The 23,923-nt window shown below is 70.0% G+C and carries 20 protein-coding genes; 4 read left to right on the top strand and 16 right to left on the bottom strand.

Annotated features, from left to right (window positions below):
• Window positions 1-25: 25 nt before the first annotated feature.
• The 16 genes from DSC45_RS10410 to rsmH form a co-directional block, all read right to left on the bottom strand.
• A complete protein-coding gene (locus DSC45_RS10410) occupies window positions 26-1,150 on the bottom strand; it encodes a DivIVA domain-containing protein (RefSeq protein WP_119289400.1) in 1,125 nt (374 codons plus the stop codon).
• Between the two features lie 55 nt (window positions 1,151-1,205).
• Window positions 1,206-1,490 carry a YggT family protein gene (locus tag DSC45_RS10405; protein ID WP_119289398.1) on the bottom strand — a complete coding sequence of 95 codons (285 nt, stop codon included), beginning with the start codon at window positions 1,488-1,490 and terminating at the stop codon, window positions 1,206-1,208.
• A 48-nt stretch (window positions 1,491-1,538) separates the two neighbouring features.
• A complete protein-coding gene (gene sepF, locus DSC45_RS10400; protein ID WP_119289395.1) occupies window positions 1,539-2,159 on the bottom strand; it encodes a cell division protein SepF in 621 nt (206 codons plus the stop codon).
• A 125-nt stretch (window positions 2,160-2,284) separates the two neighbouring features.
• Entirely contained in the window at window positions 2,285-3,004 is a 720-nt protein-coding gene (locus DSC45_RS10395) for a YggS family pyridoxal phosphate-dependent enzyme (protein ID WP_119289394.1), read from the bottom strand.
• A gap of 6 nt (window positions 3,005-3,010) precedes the next feature.
• On the bottom strand, window positions 3,011-3,751 hold the full coding sequence (gene pgeF, locus DSC45_RS10390; protein WP_119289392.1) for a peptidoglycan editing factor PgeF: 741 nt from the start codon (window positions 3,749-3,751) through the stop codon (window positions 3,011-3,013).
• Window positions 3,751-4,986: a cell division protein FtsZ gene (gene ftsZ, locus DSC45_RS10385; protein WP_119289390.1), complete on the bottom strand. Its 1,236-nt coding sequence runs from the start codon at window positions 4,984-4,986 to the stop codon at window positions 3,751-3,753. The genes pgeF and ftsZ overlap by 1 nt, the downstream gene beginning before the upstream one ends.
• Window positions 4,987-5,269: 283 nt before the next feature.
• Window positions 5,270-6,070: a cell division protein FtsQ/DivIB gene (locus tag DSC45_RS10375; RefSeq protein ID WP_119289389.1), complete on the bottom strand. Its 801-nt coding sequence runs from the start codon at window positions 6,068-6,070 to the stop codon at window positions 5,270-5,272.
• Window positions 6,071-6,084: 14 nt separating this feature from the next.
• Complete coding sequence (gene murG / locus DSC45_RS10370; RefSeq protein ID WP_119289387.1) at window positions 6,085-7,179, bottom strand: undecaprenyldiphospho-muramoylpentapeptide beta-N-acetylglucosaminyltransferase; 1,095 nt, start codon at window positions 7,177-7,179, stop codon at window positions 6,085-6,087.
• Window positions 7,180-7,185: 6 nt separating this feature from the next.
• Window positions 7,186-8,535, bottom strand: coding sequence for a putative lipid II flippase FtsW (gene ftsW, locus DSC45_RS10365; protein ID WP_119289385.1), 1,350 nt, complete (start codon window positions 8,533-8,535; stop codon window positions 7,186-7,188).
• A gap of 78 nt (window positions 8,536-8,613) precedes the next feature.
• Entirely contained in the window at window positions 8,614-10,059 is a 1,446-nt protein-coding gene (murD, locus tag DSC45_RS10360) for a UDP-N-acetylmuramoyl-L-alanine--D-glutamate ligase (protein WP_119289383.1), read from the bottom strand.
• Entirely contained in the window at window positions 10,056-11,126 is a 1,071-nt protein-coding gene (gene mraY, locus DSC45_RS10355) for a phospho-N-acetylmuramoyl-pentapeptide-transferase (protein WP_119289381.1), read from the bottom strand. The genes murD and mraY overlap by 4 nt, the downstream gene beginning before the upstream one ends.
• Window positions 11,123-12,550, bottom strand: a complete 1,428-nt coding sequence (gene murF / locus DSC45_RS10350) for a UDP-N-acetylmuramoyl-tripeptide--D-alanyl-D-alanine ligase (protein WP_119289379.1) — start codon at window positions 12,548-12,550, stop codon at window positions 11,123-11,125. Before murF ends, mraY begins: the two co-directional genes overlap by 4 nt.
• Window positions 12,551-12,554: 4 nt before the next feature.
• The gene (locus DSC45_RS10345) at window positions 12,555-14,138 is read right to left on the bottom strand and encodes a UDP-N-acetylmuramoyl-L-alanyl-D-glutamate--2,6-diaminopimelate ligase (RefSeq protein WP_240434570.1); all 1,584 of its coding nucleotides are present in this window, start codon (window positions 14,136-14,138) and stop codon (window positions 12,555-12,557) included.
• A gap of 123 nt (window positions 14,139-14,261) precedes the next feature.
• Window positions 14,262-16,214, bottom strand: coding sequence for a peptidoglycan D,D-transpeptidase FtsI family protein (locus DSC45_RS10340; RefSeq protein WP_119289376.1), 1,953 nt, complete (start codon window positions 16,212-16,214; stop codon window positions 14,262-14,264).
• 4 nt (window positions 16,215-16,218) lie between these two features.
• Window positions 16,219-16,797: a cell division protein FtsL gene (locus DSC45_RS10335; protein ID WP_119289921.1), complete on the bottom strand. Its 579-nt coding sequence runs from the start codon at window positions 16,795-16,797 to the stop codon at window positions 16,219-16,221.
• Window positions 16,798-16,844: 47 nt separating this feature from the next.
• On the bottom strand, window positions 16,845-17,849 hold the full coding sequence (rsmH, locus tag DSC45_RS10330) for a 16S rRNA (cytosine(1402)-N(4))-methyltransferase RsmH (protein ID WP_119289374.1): 1,005 nt from the start codon (window positions 17,847-17,849) through the stop codon (window positions 16,845-16,847).
• A 400-nt stretch (window positions 17,850-18,249) separates the two neighbouring features.
• On the opposite strand from rsmH, the gene DSC45_RS10325 reads away from it, so the two are divergent.
• The 4 genes from DSC45_RS10325 (at window position 18,250) to DSC45_RS10310 (ending at window position 23,900) form a co-directional block, all read left to right on the top strand.
• Window positions 18,250-18,798: a beta-class carbonic anhydrase gene (locus tag DSC45_RS10325; RefSeq protein ID WP_162929182.1), complete on the top strand. Its 549-nt coding sequence runs from the start codon at window positions 18,250-18,252 to the stop codon at window positions 18,796-18,798.
• Window positions 18,799-19,045: 247 nt separating this feature from the next.
• Window positions 19,046-20,098 carry an AAA family ATPase gene (locus tag DSC45_RS10320; RefSeq protein WP_119289370.1) on the top strand — a complete coding sequence of 351 codons (1,053 nt, stop codon included), beginning with the start codon at window positions 19,046-19,048 and terminating at the stop codon, window positions 20,096-20,098.
• Window positions 20,098-21,477, top strand: a complete 1,380-nt coding sequence (locus DSC45_RS10315; RefSeq protein ID WP_119289368.1) for a DUF58 domain-containing protein — start codon at window positions 20,098-20,100, stop codon at window positions 21,475-21,477. Before DSC45_RS10320 ends, DSC45_RS10315 begins: the two co-directional genes overlap by 1 nt.
• Entirely contained in the window at window positions 21,474-23,900 is a 2,427-nt protein-coding gene (locus DSC45_RS10310; RefSeq protein WP_119289919.1) for a transglutaminase TgpA family protein, read from the top strand. Before DSC45_RS10315 ends, DSC45_RS10310 begins: the two co-directional genes overlap by 4 nt.
• Window positions 23,901-23,923 lie beyond the last annotated feature (23 nt).

The following is a 23,923-nucleotide window of genomic DNA, read 5'->3' as shown; positions in this document are numbered from 1 at the left end:
TACGCGCTACCCGCGCGCACGCGGCTCAGTTGTCGTCCTCGTCGATGAGGAACCCACGCATCGGCGAGGGCGCCTGCTGCATCGGCTGCGGCCCCTGGGGCCGAACCGGCGCCATCGGCTGCGTCATCGCGGGAGCCATCTGCTGCTGCCCGCCGTACGACGCACCGCCACCCATCGAGCCGTTGTTGCCGCCCATGGAGGGGTTGCCCCCACCCATGGTGTGGCCGCCTCCCATGGAAGGCGCACCCGCACCGGCCGGAGCCATCGAGGGCGACGGCGGCAGCGAGGCGGCCGCCGGCTGACGCGGCGGGGCGAGCGAGTCGTCGGCCTGGGTCTCCAGCTGACGCAGCTGGCTCTCCAGGTAGGACTTCAGTCGCGTCCGGTACTCGCGCTCGAATCCACGCAGGTCCTCGACCTTGCGCTCCAGCGTGGCACGTGCGGACTCCAGGGAGCCCATCGCTACGCGGTGCTTCTCCTGCGCGTCCCGCTCCAGGGCATCCGCCTTGGCACGGGCATCACGCTCGAGGCCCTCGGCACGCGAACGCGCCTCGCCCACAATCTTGTTGGCCTCGGAACGGGCCTCGGCGATCGCCTGGTCGGCGGTCTGCTGGGCCAGCGACAGAACGCGAGCCGCGCTGTCGCCACCGGGGCCGCCCTGGCCACCCTGCTGCTGGGGCAGCTGCTGCTGCGGTCCGCCGGGACCACCCATGGGACCGCCCATCGGGCCACCCTGCATGGGAGGACCGCCCTGCGGTCCGCCGGGACCCTGCGGGCCACCGGGACCATGGCCACCGGGGCCGGGGGGCAACTGCGGTGCGCCACCGGGAAGCTGCGGCGGCCCACCCATGGGGTGCTGCTGCTGCGGCGGGACCGGCTGCGGTCCAGATATTGCGGCGGGCACCGGGGCGCCAGGACCACGCTGGTCCTGCGGCTCGGGCTTGCGCATGCCGCCGCCCTGCTGCTGGTTCTGCGCGGCGGCACGAGTGGCCGCTGCCAGTTTGGCGCGCAGGTCCTCGTTCTCTCGGAGCAGGCGGGTCAGTTCTGCTTCCACCTCATCGAGGAAGGCATCGACCTCGTCCTCGTCATAGCCTTCTCGGAGACGGACGGTCGTGAACTGTTTGTTCCGCACGTCCTCGGGGCTCAACGGCATCTCTTCACCTCAACGTAGTCGTCGGCATTCGGCAAGAACGTAGTTGACATCGCGCTCACAGCCGGCTCACGACGGAGATCAGGATGTAGACGATGATCATCAGCACGAAGAAGGACAAGTCGAGCGCCACGCCCCCGAGGCGCAACGGCGGGATGAACCGCCGCAGAAGCTTGAGCGGTGGATCGGTGACAGTGTAGGTGGCCTCCAGTACGACCACCATCGCCTTGCCGGGTTGCCACGAGCGGGCGAACTGGAAGACGTAGTCCATGACCAACCGGAAGATCAGAACGATCAGGAAACACATCAGCGCGATGTAGAGCACTTCCCAGACAACGCTCATGCTCGCGCTTCCCTCTCCCCTGTCTCGTGCCGTATCCGGTGTTGCGTCTCAGCTCTGGTTGAAGAACCCGCCCTCTGCGATGCGGGCCTTGTCCTCCGCCGTGACATCGACGTTAGCAGGCGACAACAGGAACACCTTCTGCGTCACTCGCTCAATGCTGCCATGCAGTCCGAAGACCAGACCGGCGGCAAAGTCGACAAGTCGCTTCGCATCCGTGTCATCCATCTCCGTGAGATTCATGATCACCGGGGTGCCCTCACGGAAGTGTTCCCCGATGGTACGGGCCTCGTTGTAGGTCCGGGGGTGCAATGTGGTGATGCGGTACGGCTCCCGCTCGGACACAACTTTGGGCATGATCACCGGTGCGTTCTTCTCCAGGCTCTGGCGTTCAGGTGTGATGGATGCCACGGGGGCGATACGCGCCGGACGTCCAATTTCGGCGGGCACGGGCGCGGACTGTGGCAGCGGTTCACGGGGAGCCGGCGCGTGTACCTTTCGCGCCGGTTCCTCCTCCTGCACCTGGTGCGGTTCATGCCGCCTGCGGTCCCGCTCGGGCTCCGGATCCAGCTCGGGTTCGAACTCGTCGTCGGGGTCGAATCCCCGGCCGTCGTAACCGTCGTCCTCCACGAGGCCGAGGTAGACCGCCATCTTGCGCATCGCGCCGGCCATTCTCTGAGTCCTCCGCTCTGTGGTGGATCCGCTGACTCCACCAAGTGTCCGCGATCCACACGGTATCCCCGCTGATCTGCGGGAATGACCATATTTTGTGCTGTGGTCCGACTTGCTTGGCGACGTTACCGGAGCCGGGGTCGGACTCCGAGGACCGCAGTACCGACGCGCACATGTGTCGCTCCGGCCGCTACAGCCTGCTCCAGGTCCGAACTCATCCCTGCTGACACCATGTTCGCAGCCGGATGGGCTGCGCGCAGGAGGGTTGAGAATTCCACCAGCCGCTCGAACGCCGCCTGTTGCCGGTCGACGAACTGTCCGGTGAGCGGCGCGACGGTCATCAGACCGTCGATCCGCAAACCGGGCGCATTCGCCACGAGTCCGGCCAACTCCTCGATGCCGTCGGGTGATACGCCACCGCGCTCACCTCGACCACCTTCGTCCGCATCCAGGGCGACCTGGATCAGACAACCGAGCTCTCGATCCGCCCGTACCGCTGCGGCGGAGAGGGCGGAGACCAACTTGGGCCGGTCCACCGACTGCACCACATCGGCATAACCGACCACGGATCGCACCTTATTGGTCTGCAGTTGACCGACGAAGTGCCAAGTGAGCGGCAGATCCGCGCTCTCGGCGGCCTTGGGGGCCGCGTCCTGGTCGCGGTTCTCCGCCACGTGCCGCACACCGAGTTCCGACAGAACGCGCACATCCTCGGCGGGGTACGTCTTGGTGACGACGATGAGCGTCACCTCCTCCCGCTTCCGGCCGGCAGCGGCGCACGCCGAGGCGATACGCTCCTCCACCTTCGCGAGGTTCGCGGCGAGTTCTGCCCTACGGTCCGTCATGCCCCATCAATCCAGCCACACATAACCCGCCAGCCGACCGGTGGTCCGATCGCGGCGGTACGAGAAGTGATCCCCGGATTCCCGGGTGCACACCGCCGAGAACCGGCGGTCGCGGATTCCGAGTCGCTCGAGCTGCGCGCCGACCCCCGCGGTCACGTCGACCGATGGGGTCCCCCAGCTGGTCTCGGCGAACGCCGCGGGTTCCACTTCGGCGACCTCGTCCCGCATCCGGTCCGGCACCTCGTAGCAACGGCCGCAGACCGCGGGCCCGGTGCGGGCGACGATCCGTGACGGCTGCGCCCCCAGGCGCACCATCGCCTCGACCGCCGCGGGAACCACGCCCGCGACCATCCCGGGACGACCCGCGTGTGCGGCACCGGCCACCTTCGCGACCGGGTCGGCGAGGAGTACGGGGGTGCAGTCCGCGGTGAGTACCGCGAGTGCGAGGCCGGTCCGCACGGTCACCACCGCGTCGGTGTCCGGCACTTCGGACGTTCCCCAGGGAGCATCCACGGTGGCGACCTCACGTCCGTGCACCTGATTCATCCAGACCACCAGGTCCGGATCGATCCCCAGGTGCTTCGCGGTGAGTTCGCGATTGCGGAGTACGGCATCGGGGCTGTCGCCCACCGCACCGCCGAGGTTCAGTTCCTCGTACGGAACGGCGCTCACCCCGCCCCACCTGTCGGTGAAAGCGAAGTGCGCGCCGTCCACGGTGTCGTGCGTCGCCGCTATGGGACGAGTCATTACTTCAGGAAGTCCGGGACATCCAGCTCTTCGGCCTGGCTGTCCTGGTACGGCCTGGCCGGCGGCACCTGCGGCGGGGTGACCGGTGCCGACGGGACCTCGCTCACCGGCGCGGGCTCAGGAGCCGGCGCGGGCGTGGGCTCGTCCTGCGCGTCCTCGCGGGGAGTGACGCTGCCGAGCGCTCCGAAGGAGGACCGGGACTCGGACGGCCTGGCCGACGCGGCCGAGGCCGTCTCCTCCCGCTTGGAGCCCGTGGTGCCTGCCGCGACATCCCGCTTGTTCGGCGGCTGGCCGCCGTCGAAGCCGGCTGCGATGACCGTGACCCTGACCTCGTCACCGAGGGCGTCGTCGATGACCGCGCCGAAGATGATGTTGGCCTCGGGATGCGCCGCCTCGCTGACAAGTTGGGCCGCCTCGTTGATCTCGAAGAGACCGAGGTCGGATCCACCGGAGATGGACAGGAGTACTCCGCGGGCGCCGTCGATGGACGCCTCCAGAAGCGGCGAGGAGATCGCCATTTCCGCGGCGGCCACCGCGCGGTCGTCGCCGCGCGCCGAGCCGATCCCCATGAGAGCCGAACCGGCCTCGGACATCACGGACTTGACGTCCGCGAAGTCGAGGTTGATCAGGCCGGGGGTGGTGATCAGGTCGGTGATGCCCTGCACACCGGAGAGCAGGACCTGGTCCGCGGACTTGAACGCGTCGAGAACGCTGACCTGGCGGTCCGAGATCGAAAGCAGGCGGTCGTTGGGGATGACGATGAGGGTGTCGACCTCTTCGCGGAGTTCCGCGATGCCGTCCTCTGCCTGGTTGGCGCGTCGGCGGCCCTCGAATGTGAAGGGCCGGGTGACCACGCCGATGGTCAGGGCGCCGAGTGAGCGCGCGATGTTGGCGACCACGGGGGCGCCGCCGGTACCGGTGCCGCCGCCTTCACCGGCGGTGACGAAGACCATGTCGGCCCCCTTGAGGACCTCCTCGATCTCCTCGCGGTGGTCTTCGGCGGCCTTACGACCGACCGCCGGATTGGCGCCCGCGCCGAGGCCACGGGTGAGTTCACGGCCGACGTCGAGCTTGACATCGGCGTCGCTCATCAACAGGGCTTGTGCGTCAGTGTTGATCGCGATGAACTCGACGCCCTTGAGACCAACCTCGATCATCCGGTTGATGGCATTGACACCACCGCCGCCGACACCGATGACTTTGATGACTGCGAGGTAGTTCTGCGGTGCTGCCACGTCGAAGGCCTCTCGCCTCGAGTTACGTGTCGCCGCTCGCCGTGCGTGCGCTGCGACGACTGATGCCGAATGGGACGGTCCGAACGCCGACCCGAACCCTAACGCTGAAGTTTAGGGTTACCAGTGTGTCTGTTACTGGGTTCGTCTGACCCTTCCGAACAGGACACTAAGTCGACAAGTGGCGCACGTTCAACGAACACGCCGAACCTCCCGTTTTTCTTTTCACCCTATGTGATCAGCCGTTGCGCTGACCAACCAGGGTGCTGGCCAGGAAGTATGTGCGTCAACTCCCCGTTACCGCAGGGGCGGTGGGAGCCGAGACATCGAAGTGCCGTGCCTTCGGCGCCGCTTTCAACAACGCGGTGAGCGTGGCACCCTTCGCGCGCCCCTTCTCACTGCTGCCCCAGTCGACAGTACGTCCGGACTTCAACTCCAGTACGACGGAGTCATATGAACGCACTTTGACGGATCGGGTGTCGCGGGCGATCGAGGGAGGCAGATCACCCGCGACCTTGACCGCTTCGCGCCTGAGTCGATCGGTTCCGAATCTGTTCAGACTCGGCGACTGTCCGGCCGACAATTCGAGGAGCGGAACACCTCGGGGTGCGCGCGGCACGGTGGCGAACCGGACGCCGGTGGAGTCCACTTCGACGAAGTTTCCGCCCTTTTCGATGAGCAGTACGGGCTTGCGCTCGGTCACTTTCAGACCGATTCCGTGCGGCCATGAACGCACCACGTCCACCGACTTGATGCGAGGCAATTCACGGCGCAGCCGGTCCTCAATCGCCCCTGTACCGACGGAAATCAGCGGTGCGCCGACCGGTACGGCCGCGGCGTCCTTCACCTCGTGCGGCGTCAGTACGTCGACGCCGGAGGTGGTGACGCGTTCGACCCGCAGCCACGGCGAGCCGTAGAGCAGCCAACTCCCGCCGCCGCCCAGCACAACGACCGCGATCAGGGCCACCACGAGGGCGCGCCGCGAGGGCAGTCTCAGCCGTGGCCCGGGGCCGGGTGGCCGGGGAGTGCGGACCGGGCTGGCGTCCCGCTGTCGTGTGCCGCCTTTGACGGCGGTGGGTCCGGCCACACTCCCCTGCCTTCTCACGCCCTGTGGCGTGCCGCGATCGCCTCGTGGACCATGCCGACGAGGAGTTCGTCCGCGTCCCTGCGGCCGAACTCGGAGGCGGCCCGGGACATCTCGTACAGCCGGTGCGGGTCGGCGAGCACCGGCAGCACATTGTGCTGGACCCACTGCGGGGTCAGTTCGGCGTCGTCGACCAGCAGTCCGCCGCCGGCCTTGACCACCGGCTGGGCGTTCAGGCGCTGTTCGCCGTTGCCGATAGGCAGCGGGACGTAGGCGGCCGGGAGCCCGACGGCGGAGAGTTCGGCGACGGTCATCGCGCCCGCGCGGCAGAGCATCATGTCGGCCGCGGCGTACGCGAGGTCCATCCGGTCCACGTACGGTACCGGGATGTACGGCGGCATTCCGGGCATGTTGTCGACGTGTGGCATCTCGTTCCGCGGGCCCACCGCGTGCAGGATCTGGATACCGGAACGCTGCAGGATCGGGGCGGCCTGCTGGACGACCTCGTTGAGCCTGCGCGCGCCCTGCGAACCGCCGGAGACCAGCAGGGTCGGCAGGTTCGGGTCGAGACCGAAAGCGGCGCGCGCCTCGGGGCGCACCCGGGCGCGGTCCAGAGTGGCGATGGTGCGGCGCAACGGGATACCGATGTAGCGCGAGTTGCGCAGCTTGCTGTCCGGAGTGGAGACGGCGACCGCGGCCGCGTACCGCGAACCGATCTTGTTGGCCAGGCCGGGACGTGCGTTGGCCTCGTGGACGATGATCGGCACCCCGAGGCGCTTGGCGGCGAGGTAGCCGGGCAGCGCCACATAGCCGCCGAATCCGACCACCGCGTCCGCCTTGGTGCGCTCCAGGATCTGCTCGGCGGCCTTGATCGTGCCGCGCAGTCGCCCGGGCACGGTGATCAGCTCCGGGGTGGGTTTACGGGGCAGGGGCACGGCGGGAATCAGCGCGAGTTCGTAGCCGCGCTCCGGGACCAGTCGGTTCTCGAGCCCCTTCTCCGTGCCGAGGGCCGTGATCCCTACCGTCGGGTCCTGCCTTCGCAGGGCGTCCGCGAGGGCGAGCGCAGGCTCGATATGACCGGCGGTCCCCCCACCGGCGAGTACGACATGCACCGAAATTCACCGCTCTCCGGACGGTCGCGCCTTGGCACGCCGTCTCATCGTGTTCCATCTCACCGCGGCCCGCTTCCTGCCGAACAGCCTTTGCTGCCGGGCAAGAGCCGCTCGCGCCGTGGGCTCCCCGCGCGCGAACGCGATGAGCAGCCCGATGGCGAACATGGTCGGCAGCAGGGCTGACCCTCCGTAGGAGAACAGCGGCAGGGGGACCCCGGCGATCGGCAACAGGCCGAGCACCGCACCGACGTTGATCACGGCCTGGGCCGTGATCCACGTGGTCACACCTCCCGCGGCGTACCTCACGAAGGGGTCCTCCGTGCGTCCGGCCACGCGGATACCCGCATAGCCTAGAGCCGCGAAGAGGGCGAGTACCGACAGCGTCCCCGCGAGACCCAGTTCCTCCCCAGTGATCGCGAAAATGAAGTCGGTGTGCGGTTCCGGGAGTTGACCCCATTTTTCCACACTGGCGCCGAGGCCGGAACCGAAGAATCCGCCTGAGGCGAGAGCGTAGATCCCGTGCACGGCCTGCCAGCACTGGTCGCCGGGACCGGGGTCGGTGGCGGCGATGCAGGCGAGGCGCGACATCCGGTTCGGACTGGTCCTGATCAGGATGAAACCGATCAGTGCCGCCACCGAGAGCACTCCGGCGAACAGTCGGGTGGGAGCGCCCGCGAGCCACAGCAGGCCGAACAGGACGGCCGCGAGGATGATCGCGGTGCCCATGTCGCCGCCCAGCATGATGAGTCCGAGCAGCATGAAGGCCACAGGCACCAGCGGCACCAGCATGTGCTTCCACTGGGTCAGGAGCCGCTTGTCCTGTTTGCGGGCCAGCAGGTCGGCTCCCCACAGCACCAGGGCGAGTTTGCCGAACTCGCTCGGCTGCAGCTGGAAGGGGCCGCCCAGATAGATCCAGTTCTGGTTGCCGTTGACCGCGTGCCCTATGCCGGGGACCTGCACCAGGATCATCAGGAACACGGTCACGGCGAGCATCGGATACGCCAGCGCCCGGTGCAGCTTCACCGGCATCCGCATGGCCACGAGCAGCAGTACGGCCCCGATCACGGCGGCGGTGAACTGTTTGCGGAAGAAGTACGAGGCGGCCAGATCCAGTTGCAGCGCCTGGATCATCGAGGCGGAGTACACCATCACCAGACCGAGCACGGTGATCAGCAGGCTGCTGCCGAGGATCACGTAGTACGCGGTCAGCGGCCGGTCCCAGGCCCGGCGGGCCCTCCCGTACAGGCGCCGCAGCGGGTTGTCGCCCCGTCGGCGCGGGGCCGTGGGGCGCCGGGACGGTCCGCCCGGTGTTGCCGCACGCCGCACGGCGCGGGCGGCCCTTGCATCGGCCGGCATGGTCGCTGTCCCCTCCAGTCGTGCCCGGCTCGGCCGGGCTTGGCCGACGGGCCCGCCACAGAGGGCTCGCGTGCCCTGTCAGGCGCTGCCGGCTCCGGCGGACCCGGCGTCCTCGGCAGCGAGCGCGTGCACCGCGTCCGCGAAGGCCTCGCCGCGCTTGTTGTAGTTGACGAACATGTCCATCGACGCACAGGCCGGGGCCATCAGCACGGTGTCGCCAGGAACTGCGAGCCGTGCCGCCTCCCGGACGGCGGCGGACATCGCCCCAGTGTCGGTCTGCTCCAGGTCCACCACCGGGACCTCGGGGGCGTGTCGCCCGAGGGCTTCGCGGATGAGGTGGCGCTCCTTGCCGATGAGCACGACGCCCCGGAGCCGGCCGGTCGCGCTGCGCACCAACTCGTCGAACGAGGCGCCCTTGGCGAGACCGCCGGCGATCCACACGATCGATCCGTAGGCGGCGAGGGAGGCCTCCGCGGCGTGCGGATTGGTGGCCTTGGAGTCGTCGATGTACGTGACACCGGCCACCTCGCGGACCTGCTCGATGCGGTGCGGGTCTGGGTGGAACGACCGCAGTCCGTCGCGTACGGCGGCCGGTTCGACGCCGAAGGCGCGGGCGAGGGCGGCGGCCGCGAGGGCGTTGGCGATGTTGTGCGGGGCCGGCGGGCGTACGTCCGAGACCTCGGCGAGCTCCTGTGCCTGTTTCTGCCGGTCGGGCACGAAGGCACGGTCCACCAGGAGGCCTTCCACGACCCCGAGTTGGGACGGGCCGGGTGTGCCGAGCGTGAAGCCGATCGCGCGGCAGCCGTCCTCGACGTCGGCGTCGCGCACCAGTTGCTCGGTGGAGGGCTCGTCGGTGGCGTCGGCGTTGTACACGCAGGCGACCTGGTTGCCCTCGTAGATGCGGCCCTTGTCGGCCGCGTAGGCCTCCATCGAGCCGTGCCAGTCGAGGTGGTCGGGGGCGAGGTTCAGGACCGCTGCCGAGTGGGCGCGCAGCGAGGGCGACCAGTGCAGTTGGTAGCTGGAGAGTTCGACGGCGAGTACGTCGTAGGTCTCCTCGCCGAGCACCGTGTCGAGCAGCGAGACGCCGATGTTGCCGACGGCCGCGGTGCGCAGGCCCGCCGCCGTCAGGATGGAGGCGAGCATCCGCACGGTCGTGGTCTTGCCGTTGGTGCCGGTGACGGCGAGCCACGGGGCGCTGTCCGGGGTGCGCAGCCGCCAGGCCAGCTCCACGTCGCCCCAGACCTCCACGCCGGCCCGCTCGGCCGCGGTGAACAGCGGCTTGTCGGGCTGCCAGCCGGGCGTGGTGACGATCAGCTCGGTGCCCTCGGGCAGGGTCGCGCCGTCACCGAGGCGGACCGTGATCCCCTCGGCCTCCAGCTCGGCGGCCTGGGCGCGGGAGCGTTCGTCGTCGCCGTCGTTGACGACGGTGACCCGGGCGCCGCGGGCGTGCAGTACGCGGGCCGCCGGGATACCGGAGACGCCGAGTCCGGCGACGATGACGCGCTTGCCCTGCCAGTTGCTCACTTGGTGGCCGCCCACCCTGCGTAGAAGACACCGAGTCCGACGATCACACACATGCCCTGGATGATCCAGAAGCGGACCACGACCAGGACTTCGGACCAGCCCTTGAGTTCGAAGTGATGCTGCAGCGGGGCCATGCGGAAGACGCGTTTCCCGGTGAGCCGGAAGGAGCCGACCTGGATGACGACGGACATCGTGATGAGGACGAACAGGCCGCCGAGCAGGGCGAGCAGCAGCTCCGTGCGGGAACAGATGGCCAGGCCGGCCAGCGCGCCGCCGAGGGCCAGCGAGCCGGTGTCGCCCATGAAGATCTTGGCCGGCGAGGTGTTCCACCACAGGAAGCCGAAGCAGGCGCCCATCAGGGCCGAGGCGACGATGGCGAGGTCGAGTGGATCTCGTACTTCGAAGCAGGCCGCCGGGTTGGTGAGTGACTCGGCGTTGGCGCAGGACTCCTGGAACTGCCAGACGCCGATGAAGGTATAGGCACCGAAGACCATCACCGAGGCACCGGTGGCGAGTCCGTCCAGGCCGTCGGTGAGGTTCACGCCGTTCGACATCGCGAGGATCATGAACAGCGCCCAGATGACGAAGAGCACCGGGCCGATCGTCCAGCCGAAGTCCGTCACGAAGGAGAGTTTCGTGGACGCGGGGGTGTTGCCCCGGTTGTCCGCGAACTGCAGGGCCAGCACGGCGAAGGTGATGCCGACGATCAGCTGTCCGGCCATCTTCGCCTTGGCGCGCAGACCGAGCGAACGCCGTTTGACGATCTTGATGTAGTCGTCGAGGAAGCCGACCAGGCCCATGCCGGTCATCAGGAAGAGCACCAGGAGACCGGAGAAGGTGGTCGGTGCACCGGTGATCAGCTTGGCGGCGAAGTACGCGATGATCGTCGCCAGGATGAAGGCGATACCCCCCATGGTCGGCGTACCGCGCTTGGCTGCGTGCTCGCGCGGGCCGTCGTCCCGGATGTACTGGCCGTAGCCCTTCTTGGCGAGGAGCTTGATCAGGAGCGGGGTTCCGATCAGGGTCAGGAAGAGCCCGATCACTCCCGCGAACAGGATCTGCCTCATCGGCCGGTGACCTGCCCCTCTACGGAAGCGGTGTCGAGCAGGGCGAGTGCCACCCGCTCGAGGCCCACCGACCTGGATGCCTTCACGAGTACGACGTCTCCCGGGCGCAGCTCGCTGCGCAACAGATCGACAGCCGCCTGTGCGTCGGACACGTGCACCGACTCCTCACCCCACGAACCCTCGTTGTATGCGCCCAGCTGCAGCCAGGACGCTTCCCTGCCCCCGACCGCGACGAGCTTGCTCACGTTGAGCCGGACGGCGAGCCGTCCGACGGCGTCGTGCTCGGCGAGCGCGTCGTCGCCGAGCTCGGCCATGTGACCGAGCACCGCCCAGGTGCGTCCCCCCTCGGCCGGCTTGCCCATCGACACGAGCGCGCGCAGTGCGGCTCGCATGGACTCGGGGTTCGCGTTGTAGGCGTCGTTGACGACCGTCACGCCGTCCGCGCGCTCGGTGACCTCCATCCGCCAGCGGGAGAGGTTGCCCGCCTCGCTCAGCGCGATGGCGATCTCGTCCGCGGACATGCCCAGTTCATGGGCGACGGCTGCCGCGGCGAGCGCGTTCGGCACGTGGTGCTCACCGTACAGGCGCATGGTCACAGCACTGCACCCGGTCGGTGTGCGGAGCGTGAAGGCCGGCTGTCCCTGTTCGGTGAGGCGTACGTCGTCGGCGCGTACATCGGCGTCGGCGGCCTCGCCGAAGAGGGTGACCCGCGCCTCGGTGCGCGAACTCATCGCGCGTACCAGGGGATCGTCGGCGTTCAGCACCGCGATGCCGCCGTCCTCGGCGGACGGCAGGGCCTCGACCAGTTCGCCCTTGGCCTGAGCGATCTGCTCGCGGCCGCCGAACTCGCCGATGTGGGCGGTCCCGACGTTCAGGACGACGCCGATACGCGGCGGGGTCAGATCGGTGAGGTAGCGGATGTGACCGATGCCGCGGGCGCCCATCTCGAGGACCAGGTGCCGGGTTTCCTCGGTGGCGCGCAGGGCGGTGAGCGGCAGGCCGATCTCGTTGTTGAGCGAGCCGGGCGTCCACACCGTGGGGCCCTTGCGCTCGAGGAGCTGGGCGATCAGGTCCTTGGTGGAGGTCTTGCCGGCCGAGCCGGTGAGGGCGACCAGGGTGGTGCCCAGGCGCGCGACGACGGCGCGGGCGAGCGCGCCGAGCGCCACCTCGACGTCGTCGACCACGATCGCGGGAACTCCGAGCGGACGGGTGGCGAGGATCGCCTCGGCCCCGGCGGCGACGGCGCGTTCGGCGAAGTCGTGGCCGTCGACGTGCTCGCCGGCGAACGCGGCGAACAGGCCGCCCTGTTCGACCTGTCGGGAGTCGATGACCACGGGCCCGGTGACCTGGCGCCGGATATCCGGTATGTCGTGCGGCTGCCCGCCGACGACGGAGACGATCTCGGCGAGGGAGAGGGCGATCACTGCTTCATCCCTGGTTGCTCTGGGCGGCGGCGCGGTGGCGGATGGCCTCGCGCAGCACCACGCGGTCGTCGAAGGGGCGTACCACTCCGTTGATGTCCTGGCCCTGTTCATGGCCCTTGCCGGCGACCAGAACGGTGTCGCCGGGACGAGCGCGGAACACGGCCGAGGCGATGGCGGCGGACCGGTCCTCGAAGACCTGGACGTCACCGCGCTCGTGGATGGGGACCTCGGCGGCCCCCGCGAGCATGGTGGCGAGGATGGCCAGCGGGTCCTCGGACCGCGGGTTGTCCGAGGTGAGTACGGCGGTGTCGGCGAGCCGCGCGGCCGCGGCCCCCATCGCCCCGCGCTTGTAGATGTCCCGGTCGCCGCCGCAGCCGAGGACGATGTGCACCCGGCCCTCGGTGACTTTGCGCAGCGCACGCAGTACGGACTCGACAGCGTCGGTCTTGTGCGCGTAGTCGACGACGGCGAGGTACGGCTGGCCCTCGTCCACCCTCTCCAGACGCCCGGGGACGCCCGCGACGCCGGCGATCCCGTCGGCAGCGGTCTGCGGGTCCACACCGGCGACCGCGAGCGAGACGATCGCGGCGAGGGTGTTGGCGACGTTGAACGGGCCTGCCAGGGGGGACTTGGCGGCGATCCGCTGTCCGTCGGGGCCGATCACGGTGAGCGTGCTGTCCATCGGGCCGACTTCGACGTCCTCGGCCCACCAGTCGGCGTCCGGGTGCCCTTCGGCGGAGAAGGTGACGATGGGGATCGTCGCTTCCTTCACGAGCCGACGACCGTACTCGTCGTCGAAGTTGACCACACCGAGCTTGGCGCGCTTGGGGGTGAACAGCTGCGCCTTCGCCTGGAAGTAGTCCTCCATGTCGGAGTGGAATTCCATGTGCTCGGGGCTCAGGTTGTTGAACACCGCGACGTCGAAGACGCAGGCGTCCACCCGTCCGAGTACCAGGGCGTGGCTGGAGACCTCCATGGCGACCGACTCGACCCCGCGCTCGCGCATCACCGCGAACAGGGCCTGCAGATCGGTGGCTTCGGGGGTGGTGCGCTCCGACTTGATGCGCTCGTCGCCGATGCGCATCTCGACGGTGCCGATGAGTCCGGTGCGGTGACCGGCCGCCTGCAGACCGCCCTCGACGAGGTACGCCGTCGTGGTCTTGCCCGAGGTGCCGGTGATGCCCAGTTGGAGCAGATCGTGTCCGGGGTCCCCGTAGACCGTGGCCGCGATCTCGCCCATGCGTCCGCGGGGATCGCCCACGACGAGGACCGGGAGTGCGGTGGCGGCCGCGCGGTCCCAGCCCGCCGGGTCGGTGAGAATTCCGGCCGCGCCGAGGTCGGCGGCCTGCGCGGCGAAGTCGGCGCCGTGGAAGCGGGCGCCGGGCAGGGCCGCGTAGATGTCGCCCGGGCGGACGGCGCGCGAGTCGTGGGTGATGCCCGTGACCGCCGCCTCACCGGTCGTGTCGACCCCCAGTTGCTCGGCGAGGGCCTTGAAGGTGCTGGCCGTGACCCGCTCGGGCCGGGGCGGTCCCGGATAGGTCACGGGAGCGTCCTTCTGAGTGGTTGGGGACTGATCAGCTTGTGGCACGGCGGTGAGCGTACCCGGCGCACCCGGCGCGGTCCTAAATGAGGTGGGCTCCGGCGCAGTGCCGGCGGCGGAGCCGCGCGACTTTGCCGCATCGGGGGGAAGCGTAGTCACAGAGATACCCGTTCAGTCTGCTTTGTCGAAGGTCACCGGCAGGCCCGGGGCCTTGGCGCCGGTCGGGGCGACCTGGAGGGTTTTCAGGGCGAATTCCATGACCTGCTTGTAGATCGGCGCACACAGCTGACCGCCGAAGTAGTCCCCCTTGGTCGGGTTCTGCACGGCGCAGTAGACGGCGATCCGCGGTTTGTCGGCGGGTGCGAAGCCGGCGAAGGACGAGGTGTAGCCCTTGTAGCGGCCGGTCTCCGGGTCCACTCGGTTGGCTGTTCCGGTCTTGCCCGCGACCCGGTAGCCGTCGATCTCCGCCTTCTGGCCGGTGCCGCCCTCGTCGTCCACGACGGCCTGCAGCATCTTCGAGAGCGTCTCGGACGTCTTCTCGCTGACCACGCGGCTCTTCTTCGGCTTCTCGGACGGTGCGAACTTGCCGTCGGCGCCCTTGCTGCCGCGGACCAGGCTCGGCTCCACCCGTACGCCGCCGTTGGCGATGGTCGAGTACAGCGAGACGGCCTGGACGGCGTTCAGCGAGAAGCCCTGTCCGAAGGGAACGGTGTACTGCGTGGACGTCGACCAGTCGTCCGGCTTGTGCAGGATGCCCGCGGTCTCGCCGGGGAAGCCGAGGCCGGTCGGGCGGCCGATGCCGAACTTCCCCAGGTACGAGTGGAGGACCCGGTTCGCCTCCGCCTGGGTCTTGCCGAGCTGCTGGGTGGCGAGGATGGTGCCGATGTTGCTCGACTTCGCCAGTACGCCGGTGAGGGTCAGGTACCAGGTGGGGTGGTCGATGTCGTCCTTGAAGAGACGGTCGCCGCGGTGCAGGCGGTTGGGCACCGTCACATGGGTGTTGGGGGTGGCCGCGTTCTCCTCGAGTACGGCGGCCATGGAGGCGAGCTTGGTGGTGGAGCCGGGCTCGAACGCGTCGTGCAGGGCGGCGTTGCCCAGGTGCGAGGGGTCGGCCTTGCCGAGATCGTTGGGGTCGAAGCCCGGTGCGTTGGCGAGGCTCAGGATCTCGCCGGTCTTGGTGTCCTGGACGACGACGTAGCCGCGGTCGGCCTTCGACTTGCGGACCTGCGCCTCGATGGCCTTCTGCGCGGTCCACTGGATGTCGCGGTCGATGGTCAGCTCGATGTCGGAGCCGGGCACCGCGGGCTTCTCGTTCCCGCCGGCGGTGGGCACCCGGCGGCCGCCGGACTGGGCGTAGGTGATCTTGCCGTCCTGGCCCGCCAGTTGATCGTTCAGCATCGCCTCGATGCCGCCGCCGCCCTTGCCCTCGGCGTTGACCCAGCCCAGTATTCCGGCGCCGAGCGCGCCGTTCGGATAGAGGCGCTTGCTGCTCGGCTCCTGGAAGACGCCGGCGAGGACGCTGCCGGCGCCGGACGTCTGCGCCTTCTCCGCCAGGGTGGCCTTGAGGTCCTTGATCTGCTTCCAGACCTGGGGGGTCTGGCGGCGGGCAAGGAGCGCGTACCGGCTGTCCGACTTCTTGAGTTTCTTGGCCAAGGTGGCGACGTCCGCGCCGAGGATCGGGGCGAGCAGCGCGGCCGCCTGGTCGGGTCCGTCCTTGACCTTGGTGTGCTTGGGGGTGAAGAGCGAGGGGTCGGCGGTGATGTCGTACGCGTCGACGCTGATGGCGAGTTCGGAGCCGTTGCGGTCGGTGATGCCGCCCCGCTCGGCCGCGAGGGTGGTGCGGATGACGCGGTTCTTCTCCGCCTTGGTCGCGTAGGCCCCGGCGTCGACGGCCTGCACCTGGAGGAGTCGTCCGACGAAGACCAGCATCACCAGGGTGAGCGCCAGGCTGACAAGGCGCAGTCGCGGACGTGGGCTGCCGAGGCGGATCGTGCGGGTACGGGGCCGCGGTACGGGCCGGGGCCGTCGCGCCGCGGGGCGGCCGGGGCCGCCGCCGCCCGGCCTGGGCCGCTGTGGCTTCGAAGGCCCTGGAACCCGTCGCCGCGGTGGTTGCCTGTCGGTCACGTCCTCACCTGCCGGCGGTCGTGGGGGTGGGCACCGGCGTCGCCGGGGGCGGCGCGGTGGCGGACGGCTTCGGGGCGGGGGCGCTGCGGGCGCCCGCGGCCGGTGGGGTGGTCGCCGGGGCCGTCGGCTTCGGGGACGCGGCCGGGTTGCCGGAAGCGGCGGGCTTCGGGGACGCGGCCGGGGGCTTCGCGGGGACCGGTTTGCGTACGACGGCGGGCTTCGCGGGCTCGCCCGGTTTGCCGCGGATCATGCCGTCCGGCGCGAGGAAGGCCGGGTTGCCGCCGGGGACCATACCGAGCTCTCGGGCCCGGCGTTCCAGCGCGTCCGGAGCCGAGTAGGCATCCACCTCACGCTGCAGGTGCTGCTGTTCGTCGGTGAGTTCGGTGGTCTCGCGCTTGAGCGCACTGAGCTTGAACGACCCTTCGTTCAACGACGAGTTGAGCAGCAGCAGCACGATCAGGCCACCGCCGAGCAGCAGCACCACCAGGAGCACGAACGGGGTACGGGCGGCCGGCGTGCCGCCCACGGGGAGCAGCCGGGCGAGGCGCGAACGGCCCGCGTCGCCCACCGCCGGCCGGACCAGGAGGCCCCTCGCCCGAGCCGTCCCGCCCGGTGGCTGCGACGCACGGTTCACGCGACGTCCTCCCGGATCCGCTGCGCTCCACGGAGCCTCGCGGGTGCGGCCCTGCGGTTCTCCGCGACCTCGTCCTCGGTGGGCAGTTCGGCGCCGCGGGTGAGCAGCTTGAGGCGCGGCTGATAGCGCTCGGGGACGACCGGGAGGCCGTGCGGCGCCGTGTTGGCCGCTCCGGCGACGAGCACCTGCTTGACGAGCCGGTCCTCGAGGGACTGATACGACAGGACGGCGATCCGTCCGCCGACCGCGAGGGAGGCGACGGCGGCGGGCACCGCCCGTTCCAGCACCGCCAGTTCGCCGTTGACCTCGATCCGCAGTGCCTGGAAGGTGCGCTTGGCCGGATTGCCTCCGGTGCGCTTCGCGGCCTGCGGCAGTGCGTCGCGAATCAGCTCGACGAGCCGGGCACTGTTGGTGAACGGTTCCTTCGCGCGCTCCCGCACGACGGCCGACACGATGCGCTTGGCCTGCTTCTCCTCGCCGTACGTCCGCAGGATCCGGACCAACTCGCCGGGCGCGTAGGTATTGAGGACCTCCGCCGCGCTCGCGCCGGTCGTCTGGTCCATGCGCATGTCGAGGGGGGCGTCCTGGGCGTAGGCGAACCCCCGGTCGGCCTCGTCGAGTTGCATCGAGGAGACGCCGAGGTCGAAGAGGACGCCTTGGACGCCGTCGATGCCCAGCCTGTCGAGTACGTCGGGGAGTTCGTCGTAGACGGCGTGGACCAGGGTGGCGCGGTCGCCGAAGGTGGCGAGTCGCTCGCCCGCCAGACGGAGCGCATCGGTGTCCCGGTCGAGGCCGATCAGACGCACCTCGGGGTGGGTCCGGAGCAGGGCCTCACTGTGTCCGCCGAGTCCGAGGGTGCAGTCGACGACCACAGCTCCGGGCTTGTCGAGGGCCGGGGCGAGCAGATCCAGACACCGCCGCAGCATCACCGGAACGTGCCGGGCCTCTTCCTCCCGCCGCTCTCCGTCGTCCTGCGACGGAAGCGCTTCGCGCCCTTGCATTGCACCCTCTCAGGTCCGGTACGGCGGTACGCACCGCCGGGTCCCCGCCCGCTCGAAGGGGATGGTCTGCCGGCGCCGGGGAAGGGACGTCAGCCGACCTGGAGCGGGTGGAGGCCGAGCCGTACGTACGCGCCGCGCACGCGGGGGAAATTCAGGGGAATCTCCGGGAAAACACCCAGCAGGAGCCGCCTCGGCTCCCGCTTCGCGTCACTTTAGTCCACGCTGTCCCGCGGTCAATCTCCGGCCGTACAGGGCGACCGCGCGTCGCGCGAGCCCGTGTTCACCCGGACGGATGCAGCTCCGACACCCCCTGTGGAGTACCTCACAACAAGGCACATTGACGTTCTTTGTCCCCCCTCACCACAGGCCGGGACGGCCCGCGCGGTCTACGGTCTATGGCATGTCGACCTCCACTTCGCCGCACTCCGACCCCTCCGGCACCCCGCCCGGTGGTGGCACAGTCACGGACCGCCTCGTCGAGGCGAACGCCAGGTACGCAGCCGGGTTCCGGGATCCGGGCATGGATGCGCGTCCAGTCCTCAAGGTCGCCGTCGTGGCCTGCATGGACGCACGCCTCGACCTGCACGCCGCACTGGGCCTCGAGCTCGGCGACTCGCACACGATCCGGAACGCGGGAGGCGTGGTCACCGACGACGTGATCCGGTCGCTCACCATCAGCCAGCGCGCCCTCGGCACGCGCAGCATCATGCTGGTGCACCACACGAACTGCGGTCTGGAGAGCCTGACCGAGGAGTTCCGGCACGAGCTCGAGGTCGAGGTCGGCCAGCGGCCCGCCTGGGCCGTGGAGGCGTTCCGAGACGTCGACCAGGACGTACGGCAGTCGATGGAGCGGGCACGGACCTCGCCGTTCCTGCCGCATCGCGACGATGTGCGCGGCTTCGTGTTCGACGTGAAGCAGGGCGCCCTGCGCGAGATCGACCCCGCATAGGGCGAGCTCAGCACCCACCTGAAACGGGAAAAAGTCTCAAGATGTGACATAGCGCCGCCAGTTATCCACAGGCGAGTGACACGAAGCGGTAACGGCAACAAGAATGCGGGTGTGACTTCGGTTCTCCCGGAACGATCCGGAACCGACGTCCGTAATTCGGGGTGGGCCGGTCGCATGGTGACACGGCCCGAACCAGGGGTGTCCCCAGCTCCTTGTGAGCTTGGGGAGAAGGGCCGAGGAGGGCCGGGTGACGACCTATGAAGATCGAGCGAGCCTCACTGACCTGACCACCACCGCGCAGCAAGTGCGCAGGTCGGTGGAGGGTGTGATCGAGGGCAAGCCGGAGGTCGTACGGCTTTCGCTGACGGTGCTCCTCGCCGAGGGCCATCTGCTCATCGAGGATGTGCCGGGTGTCGGCAAGACCATGCTGGCAAAGGCGCTCGCGCGGTCCATCGACTGCTCGGTGCGCCGTATCCAGTTCACTCCCGACCTGCTGCCGTCGGACATCACCGGTGTGTCCATCTACGACCAGCAGCAGAAGGAGTTCGAGTTCAAACCGGGCGCGATCTTCGCCCAGATCGTGATCGGCGACGAGATCAACCGCGCCTCGCCGAAGACCCAGTCCGCGCTCCTGGAGTCCATGGAGGAGCGCCAGGTCACCATCGACGGCCGCAGCTACGAACTGCCCAGCCCCTTCATGGTGGTGGCGACGCAGAACCCGGTCGAGATGGAGGGCACCTACCCGCTTCCCGAAGCCCAGCGCGACCGTTTCATGGCCCGGGTCTCCATCGGGTATCCGAGTCCCGAGGCCGAGCTGCAGATGCTCGACGTGCACGGCGGTGTCTCTCCGCTCGACGATCTCCAGCCGGTGGCGCACGCCCACGACATCGTCAAGCTCGTCGAGGCGGTCCGCACGGTCCACGTCGCCGAGCCGGTCCGCAGGTACGCGGTGGAGCTGGTCGCCGCGACCCGGCACCACCCGGATCTCAGACTCGGCGCCTCCCCCAGGGCGACGCTGCATCTGCTCCGGGCGGCCAAGGCGACGGCCGCGCTGGACGGCCGGGACTACGCGCTGCCGGACGACGTCCAGGCACTCGCGGCCCCGGTCCTCGCGCACCGGTTGCTGCCGACGGCTCAGGCCCAGCTCAACCGCCGTACCGCCGAGCAGGTCGTGCTCGAGATCCTGCAGCGCATCCCGGTGCCCGCGGCGCACCGGCCGGCGGGAGGCTTCGGACAGCCGGGCGGCATCCACGGCACTCCGGCATACCCGCACCAGCCGCCCGGCGCGCGGAGGCTGTGATGTCGGCCGGGGGGCCGGGCTTCGAGACGGGGAGCGGCGAGCCCGAGGAGGACCGTCCCAAGGGCAGCCTGCGGACCGCCCTCGCGGGCCTCACCACGCGCGGACGCTCGTTCCTGGCGGCCGGGCTCGCGGCGGCCGTGTGTGCGTACGTCCTCGGCCAGAGCGATCTGCTGCGCGTCGGGCTGCTGCTCGCCGTACTGCCGCTGGTCTGCGCCCTGGTGCTCTACCGCACGCGCTACCGGGTCTCGGGCTCGCGCCGGCTCTCGCCCGGCCGGGTCCCGGCCGGTTCGGAGTCCCGCGTCCATCTGCGGATCGAGAACGTCTCACGGCTGTCCACCGGCCTGCTGATGCTCCAGGACCGGGTGCCGTACGTGCTGGGGCCACGGCCGCGGTTCGTGCTCGACCGGGTCGAGGCGGGTGGACGCCGCGAGGTGTCCTACCGGGTGCGGTCGGACCTGCGCGGCCGCTATCCGCTCGGTCCGCTGCAGCTGCGGCTCACCGACCCGTTCGGCATGTGCGAGCTGACCCGCTCGTTCAGCGCGTACGACACCCTGACGGTCATCCCGCGGGTCAGCGCGCTGCCCGCGATCAGACTCACCGGCGAGTCCCTCGGGTACGGGGACGGGCGGCAGCGTTCCCTCGCCCTGGCCGGCGAGGACGACGTCATTCCGCGCGGCTACCGGTACGGCGACGATCTGCGCCGCGTGCACTGGCGCTCCACCGCGCGCTACGGCGAGTTGATGGTGCGCCGCGAGGAGCAGCCGCAGCGTGCCCGCTGCACGGTGCTGCTCGACACCCGCCTGGTCGCGCACGACGGAGCGGGGCCGGACTCCGGCTTCGAATGGGCCGTGTCCGCTTGCGCATCGGCCCTGGTGCACATGTTGGAGCGGGGGTACACGGTCCGGCTGCTCACCGACACCGGCAGTTCGGTGCCGGGTGACGGCTCCGACGGATTCGCGGGCGCGAGCCAGGAATCGGCGGACGCGGCGGGTCTGATGATGGACACCCTCGCCGTGATCGACCACTCGGACGACGGGGGTCTGTCGCGCGCGTACGACGTGCTCAGAGGCGGCAGCGAGGGACTGCTCATCGCCTTCCTCGGTGACCTCAGCGAGGAGCAGGCGGCCGTGGTCGCCAGGATGCGGCAACGCACCGGCGCTGCCGTGGCGTTCGTCCTGGACACCGCGGCCTGGGCGGCGGGCAGGAGCGATGCTCCCTCGCCGCAGACCGAGGAGCGGTTGCGGATGCTCCGCGAGGCGGGCTGGACCGCGCTCGGCGTACCGCCGGGCGTTGCACTGATCGACCTGTGGCGGCACGCGGACCGGCAGAGTTCCGCGGCCGGGCCGTTCGCGGGCAGCACCACGGGGGGTTGGTCATGAGCGGAAGCACGCGCCTGGCGCTGTGCGCCACGGCGGCGACCCTGCTGGCGTCCTGTGCGCTGCTGCCGCTGGTGGACACGAAGTCGTGGATGGTGCAGGCGGCCCTCTTCCTCTGCATCCAGTCCGCGGTGGGCGCGGTCACTCGTCGGATACCCCTGGCCAGGCCGTTGACCGTCGCCATCCAGGCGGCGATCAGCCTGCTGATCCTCACCGCGGCCTTCGCGCAGGATGCCGCGATCGGCGGGGTTCTGCCCAGCCCGGAGGTGTTCGAGCGCTTCGGACTGCTCCTGGAGGCGGGCGGTGACGACGTCGGCCAGTACTCGATCCCGGCACCGCTGTCCGACGGCATCAAGTTGATGCTGATCGGCGGAGTACTGATCATCGGGCTCCTGGTGGACGCCCTGGCGGTGACGTTCCGGAGTGCGGCACCGGCGGGACTGCCGCTGCTCGCGCTGTACTCGGTGGCGGCAGGCCTCGGCGACGGCGGCCATGGCTGGCTGTGGTTCCTCCTCGCTGCCTCCGGGTTTCTGCTGCTCCTCCTCGCGGAGGGCCGCGACCGGCTCTCTCAGTGGGGCCGGGTCTTCGGTGGCGGTTCGCGGTCCTCGGCACCAGTGGCCGCGGGCCTGGACACGGGCGGTGCGGTCGCACCGATCCGCGCGGGCCGGCGGATCGGGGTCCTGGCTCTCGGCATCGCTCTGGTGGTGCCGGCCGCACTGCCCGCGATGGAGGGCGGGATCCTGGACGGCGCGGGGAAGGCCGGCGGTTCGGGATCGGGCGGCGGCACCATCTCCGCCGTCAACCCCTTGGTGTCCCTGCAGAACAGCCTCAATCAGCCGGAGGACCGCGAGGTCCTCACCTACCGCACGGACTCCGAGGACACGCAGGACCTCTATCTGCGGATCGTCGCGCTCGACCAGTTCGACGGCGACTCCTGGAAGCCGTCGGAGCGCCGGATCTACGACGTTCCCACCTCGTTCCCGACGCCTCCCGGCCTCGATCAGGGCGTCACCACGGACACCGTCCGTACCAACATCTCGGCAGCCGACTGGTACGCCCAGGACTGGCTCCCGATGCCGTATCCGGCGAACCGGGTGGCCATCGACGGCCGTTGGCGCTTCGAGCCGGTGGGCAGAACCCTGGTCGGCGACGACGGCCAGACGACGCGGGGCAAGGACTATTCGGTCGAGAGTTCTCAGGTACGCCCGAAGCCCGAGCAGCTGGCCGCGGCTCCGGAGGCGCGCGGCGAGATCGCGGACGAGTTCACGAAGGTCCCCGACTCGCTGCCGCAGGACGTGCACGACGCGGCCCGCCGGGTGACCCGAGGCGCCTCGAACGACTACGAGCGCGCGGTGAAGATCCAGGACTGGTTCGCCTCGGAGGGCGGGTTCACCTACGACACCGAGGTCAACGCGGGCAGTGGGTCGGCGGCGATCAGCCGTTTCCTCAAGCAGAAGGAGGGCTTCTGCGTCCACTTCTCGTTCTCGATGGCGGCTATGGCCCGGACTCTCGGCATACCGGCCCGAGTGGCGGTGGGTTTCACTCCCGGCGCCCCCGAGAGCGACGGCAGGATGTCGGTCGGCCTGCGGGACGCCCACGCCTGGCCCGAGCTGTACTTCGAGGGCGTCGGCTGGACCCGCTTCGAGCCCACCCCGACCCGTGGCTCCGTCCCGGACTACACGGTGAGCGACACGCCCTCCGATGCCCCGAGCGACCCCGCCGAGCCGGAAGCGTCGGACCCCGCCGAGCCGTCCGCCGAGCCTTCGACGTCCGCGTCGCAGAGCTGCACCGCGGAGATGAAGAAGCTCAACGAGTGCGGCGCTGACGACCCGCTGGCCGCGGCCGGCGGCGGGGACGACGGTCCACCGGTCGGCACGATCCTCGGGGCGGTCGCCGGGGTGGCGGCCCTGCTCGTACTGCCGTTCCTGCCGTTGCTCTGGCGCACCCGGGTGCGGGCTGCCCGGCTCGGTTCGGGCGGCCGGACAGCGGCCGACACCACCGCCAGAACGCTGGCGGCCTGGCTGGAGATCACCGATACGGCCTGGGATCACGGCATCGTGCCGGACGACGCGCAGACTCCCCGCAAGGCGGCCGCACGCATCGTCCGGATCGGGCAGCTCGATCCGGAGACGGCCGGCGCGGTGCATCGGGTCGCCGCGGCGGTGGAGCAGGTGCTCTATGCGCCGGAACCCGTGCCGATAGCGGGTCTCGGCGACGAGGTCCGTCGCTTCCGGGCGGGACTGCGGGCCTCGGTCGGCCGACGGGCCCGGCTGCGGGCCACGCTCGCACCTCGGTCGGCCGCGCGGGTCGGCTGGGCCTTCGCCGAGCGGCGGCAGTCGCTCGCGACTCGCTGGAGCGGGCGCCGCTGGGGCCGCCTGGACCGGTGGCCCGGGGCCCTGCGCCGAACGGGCAAGCAGCAGGGGTGACGACGACGCTCCCCCTCCGACGG

The sequence above is a fragment of the Streptomyces sp. YIM 130001 genome (assembly GCF_003574445.1).
Classification (GTDB): domain Bacteria; phylum Actinomycetota; class Actinomycetes; order Streptomycetales; family Streptomycetaceae; genus Streptomyces.
Note: the sequence above shows the minus strand (reverse complement) of the source record. Positions and strands in the feature narration are given on the sequence as shown.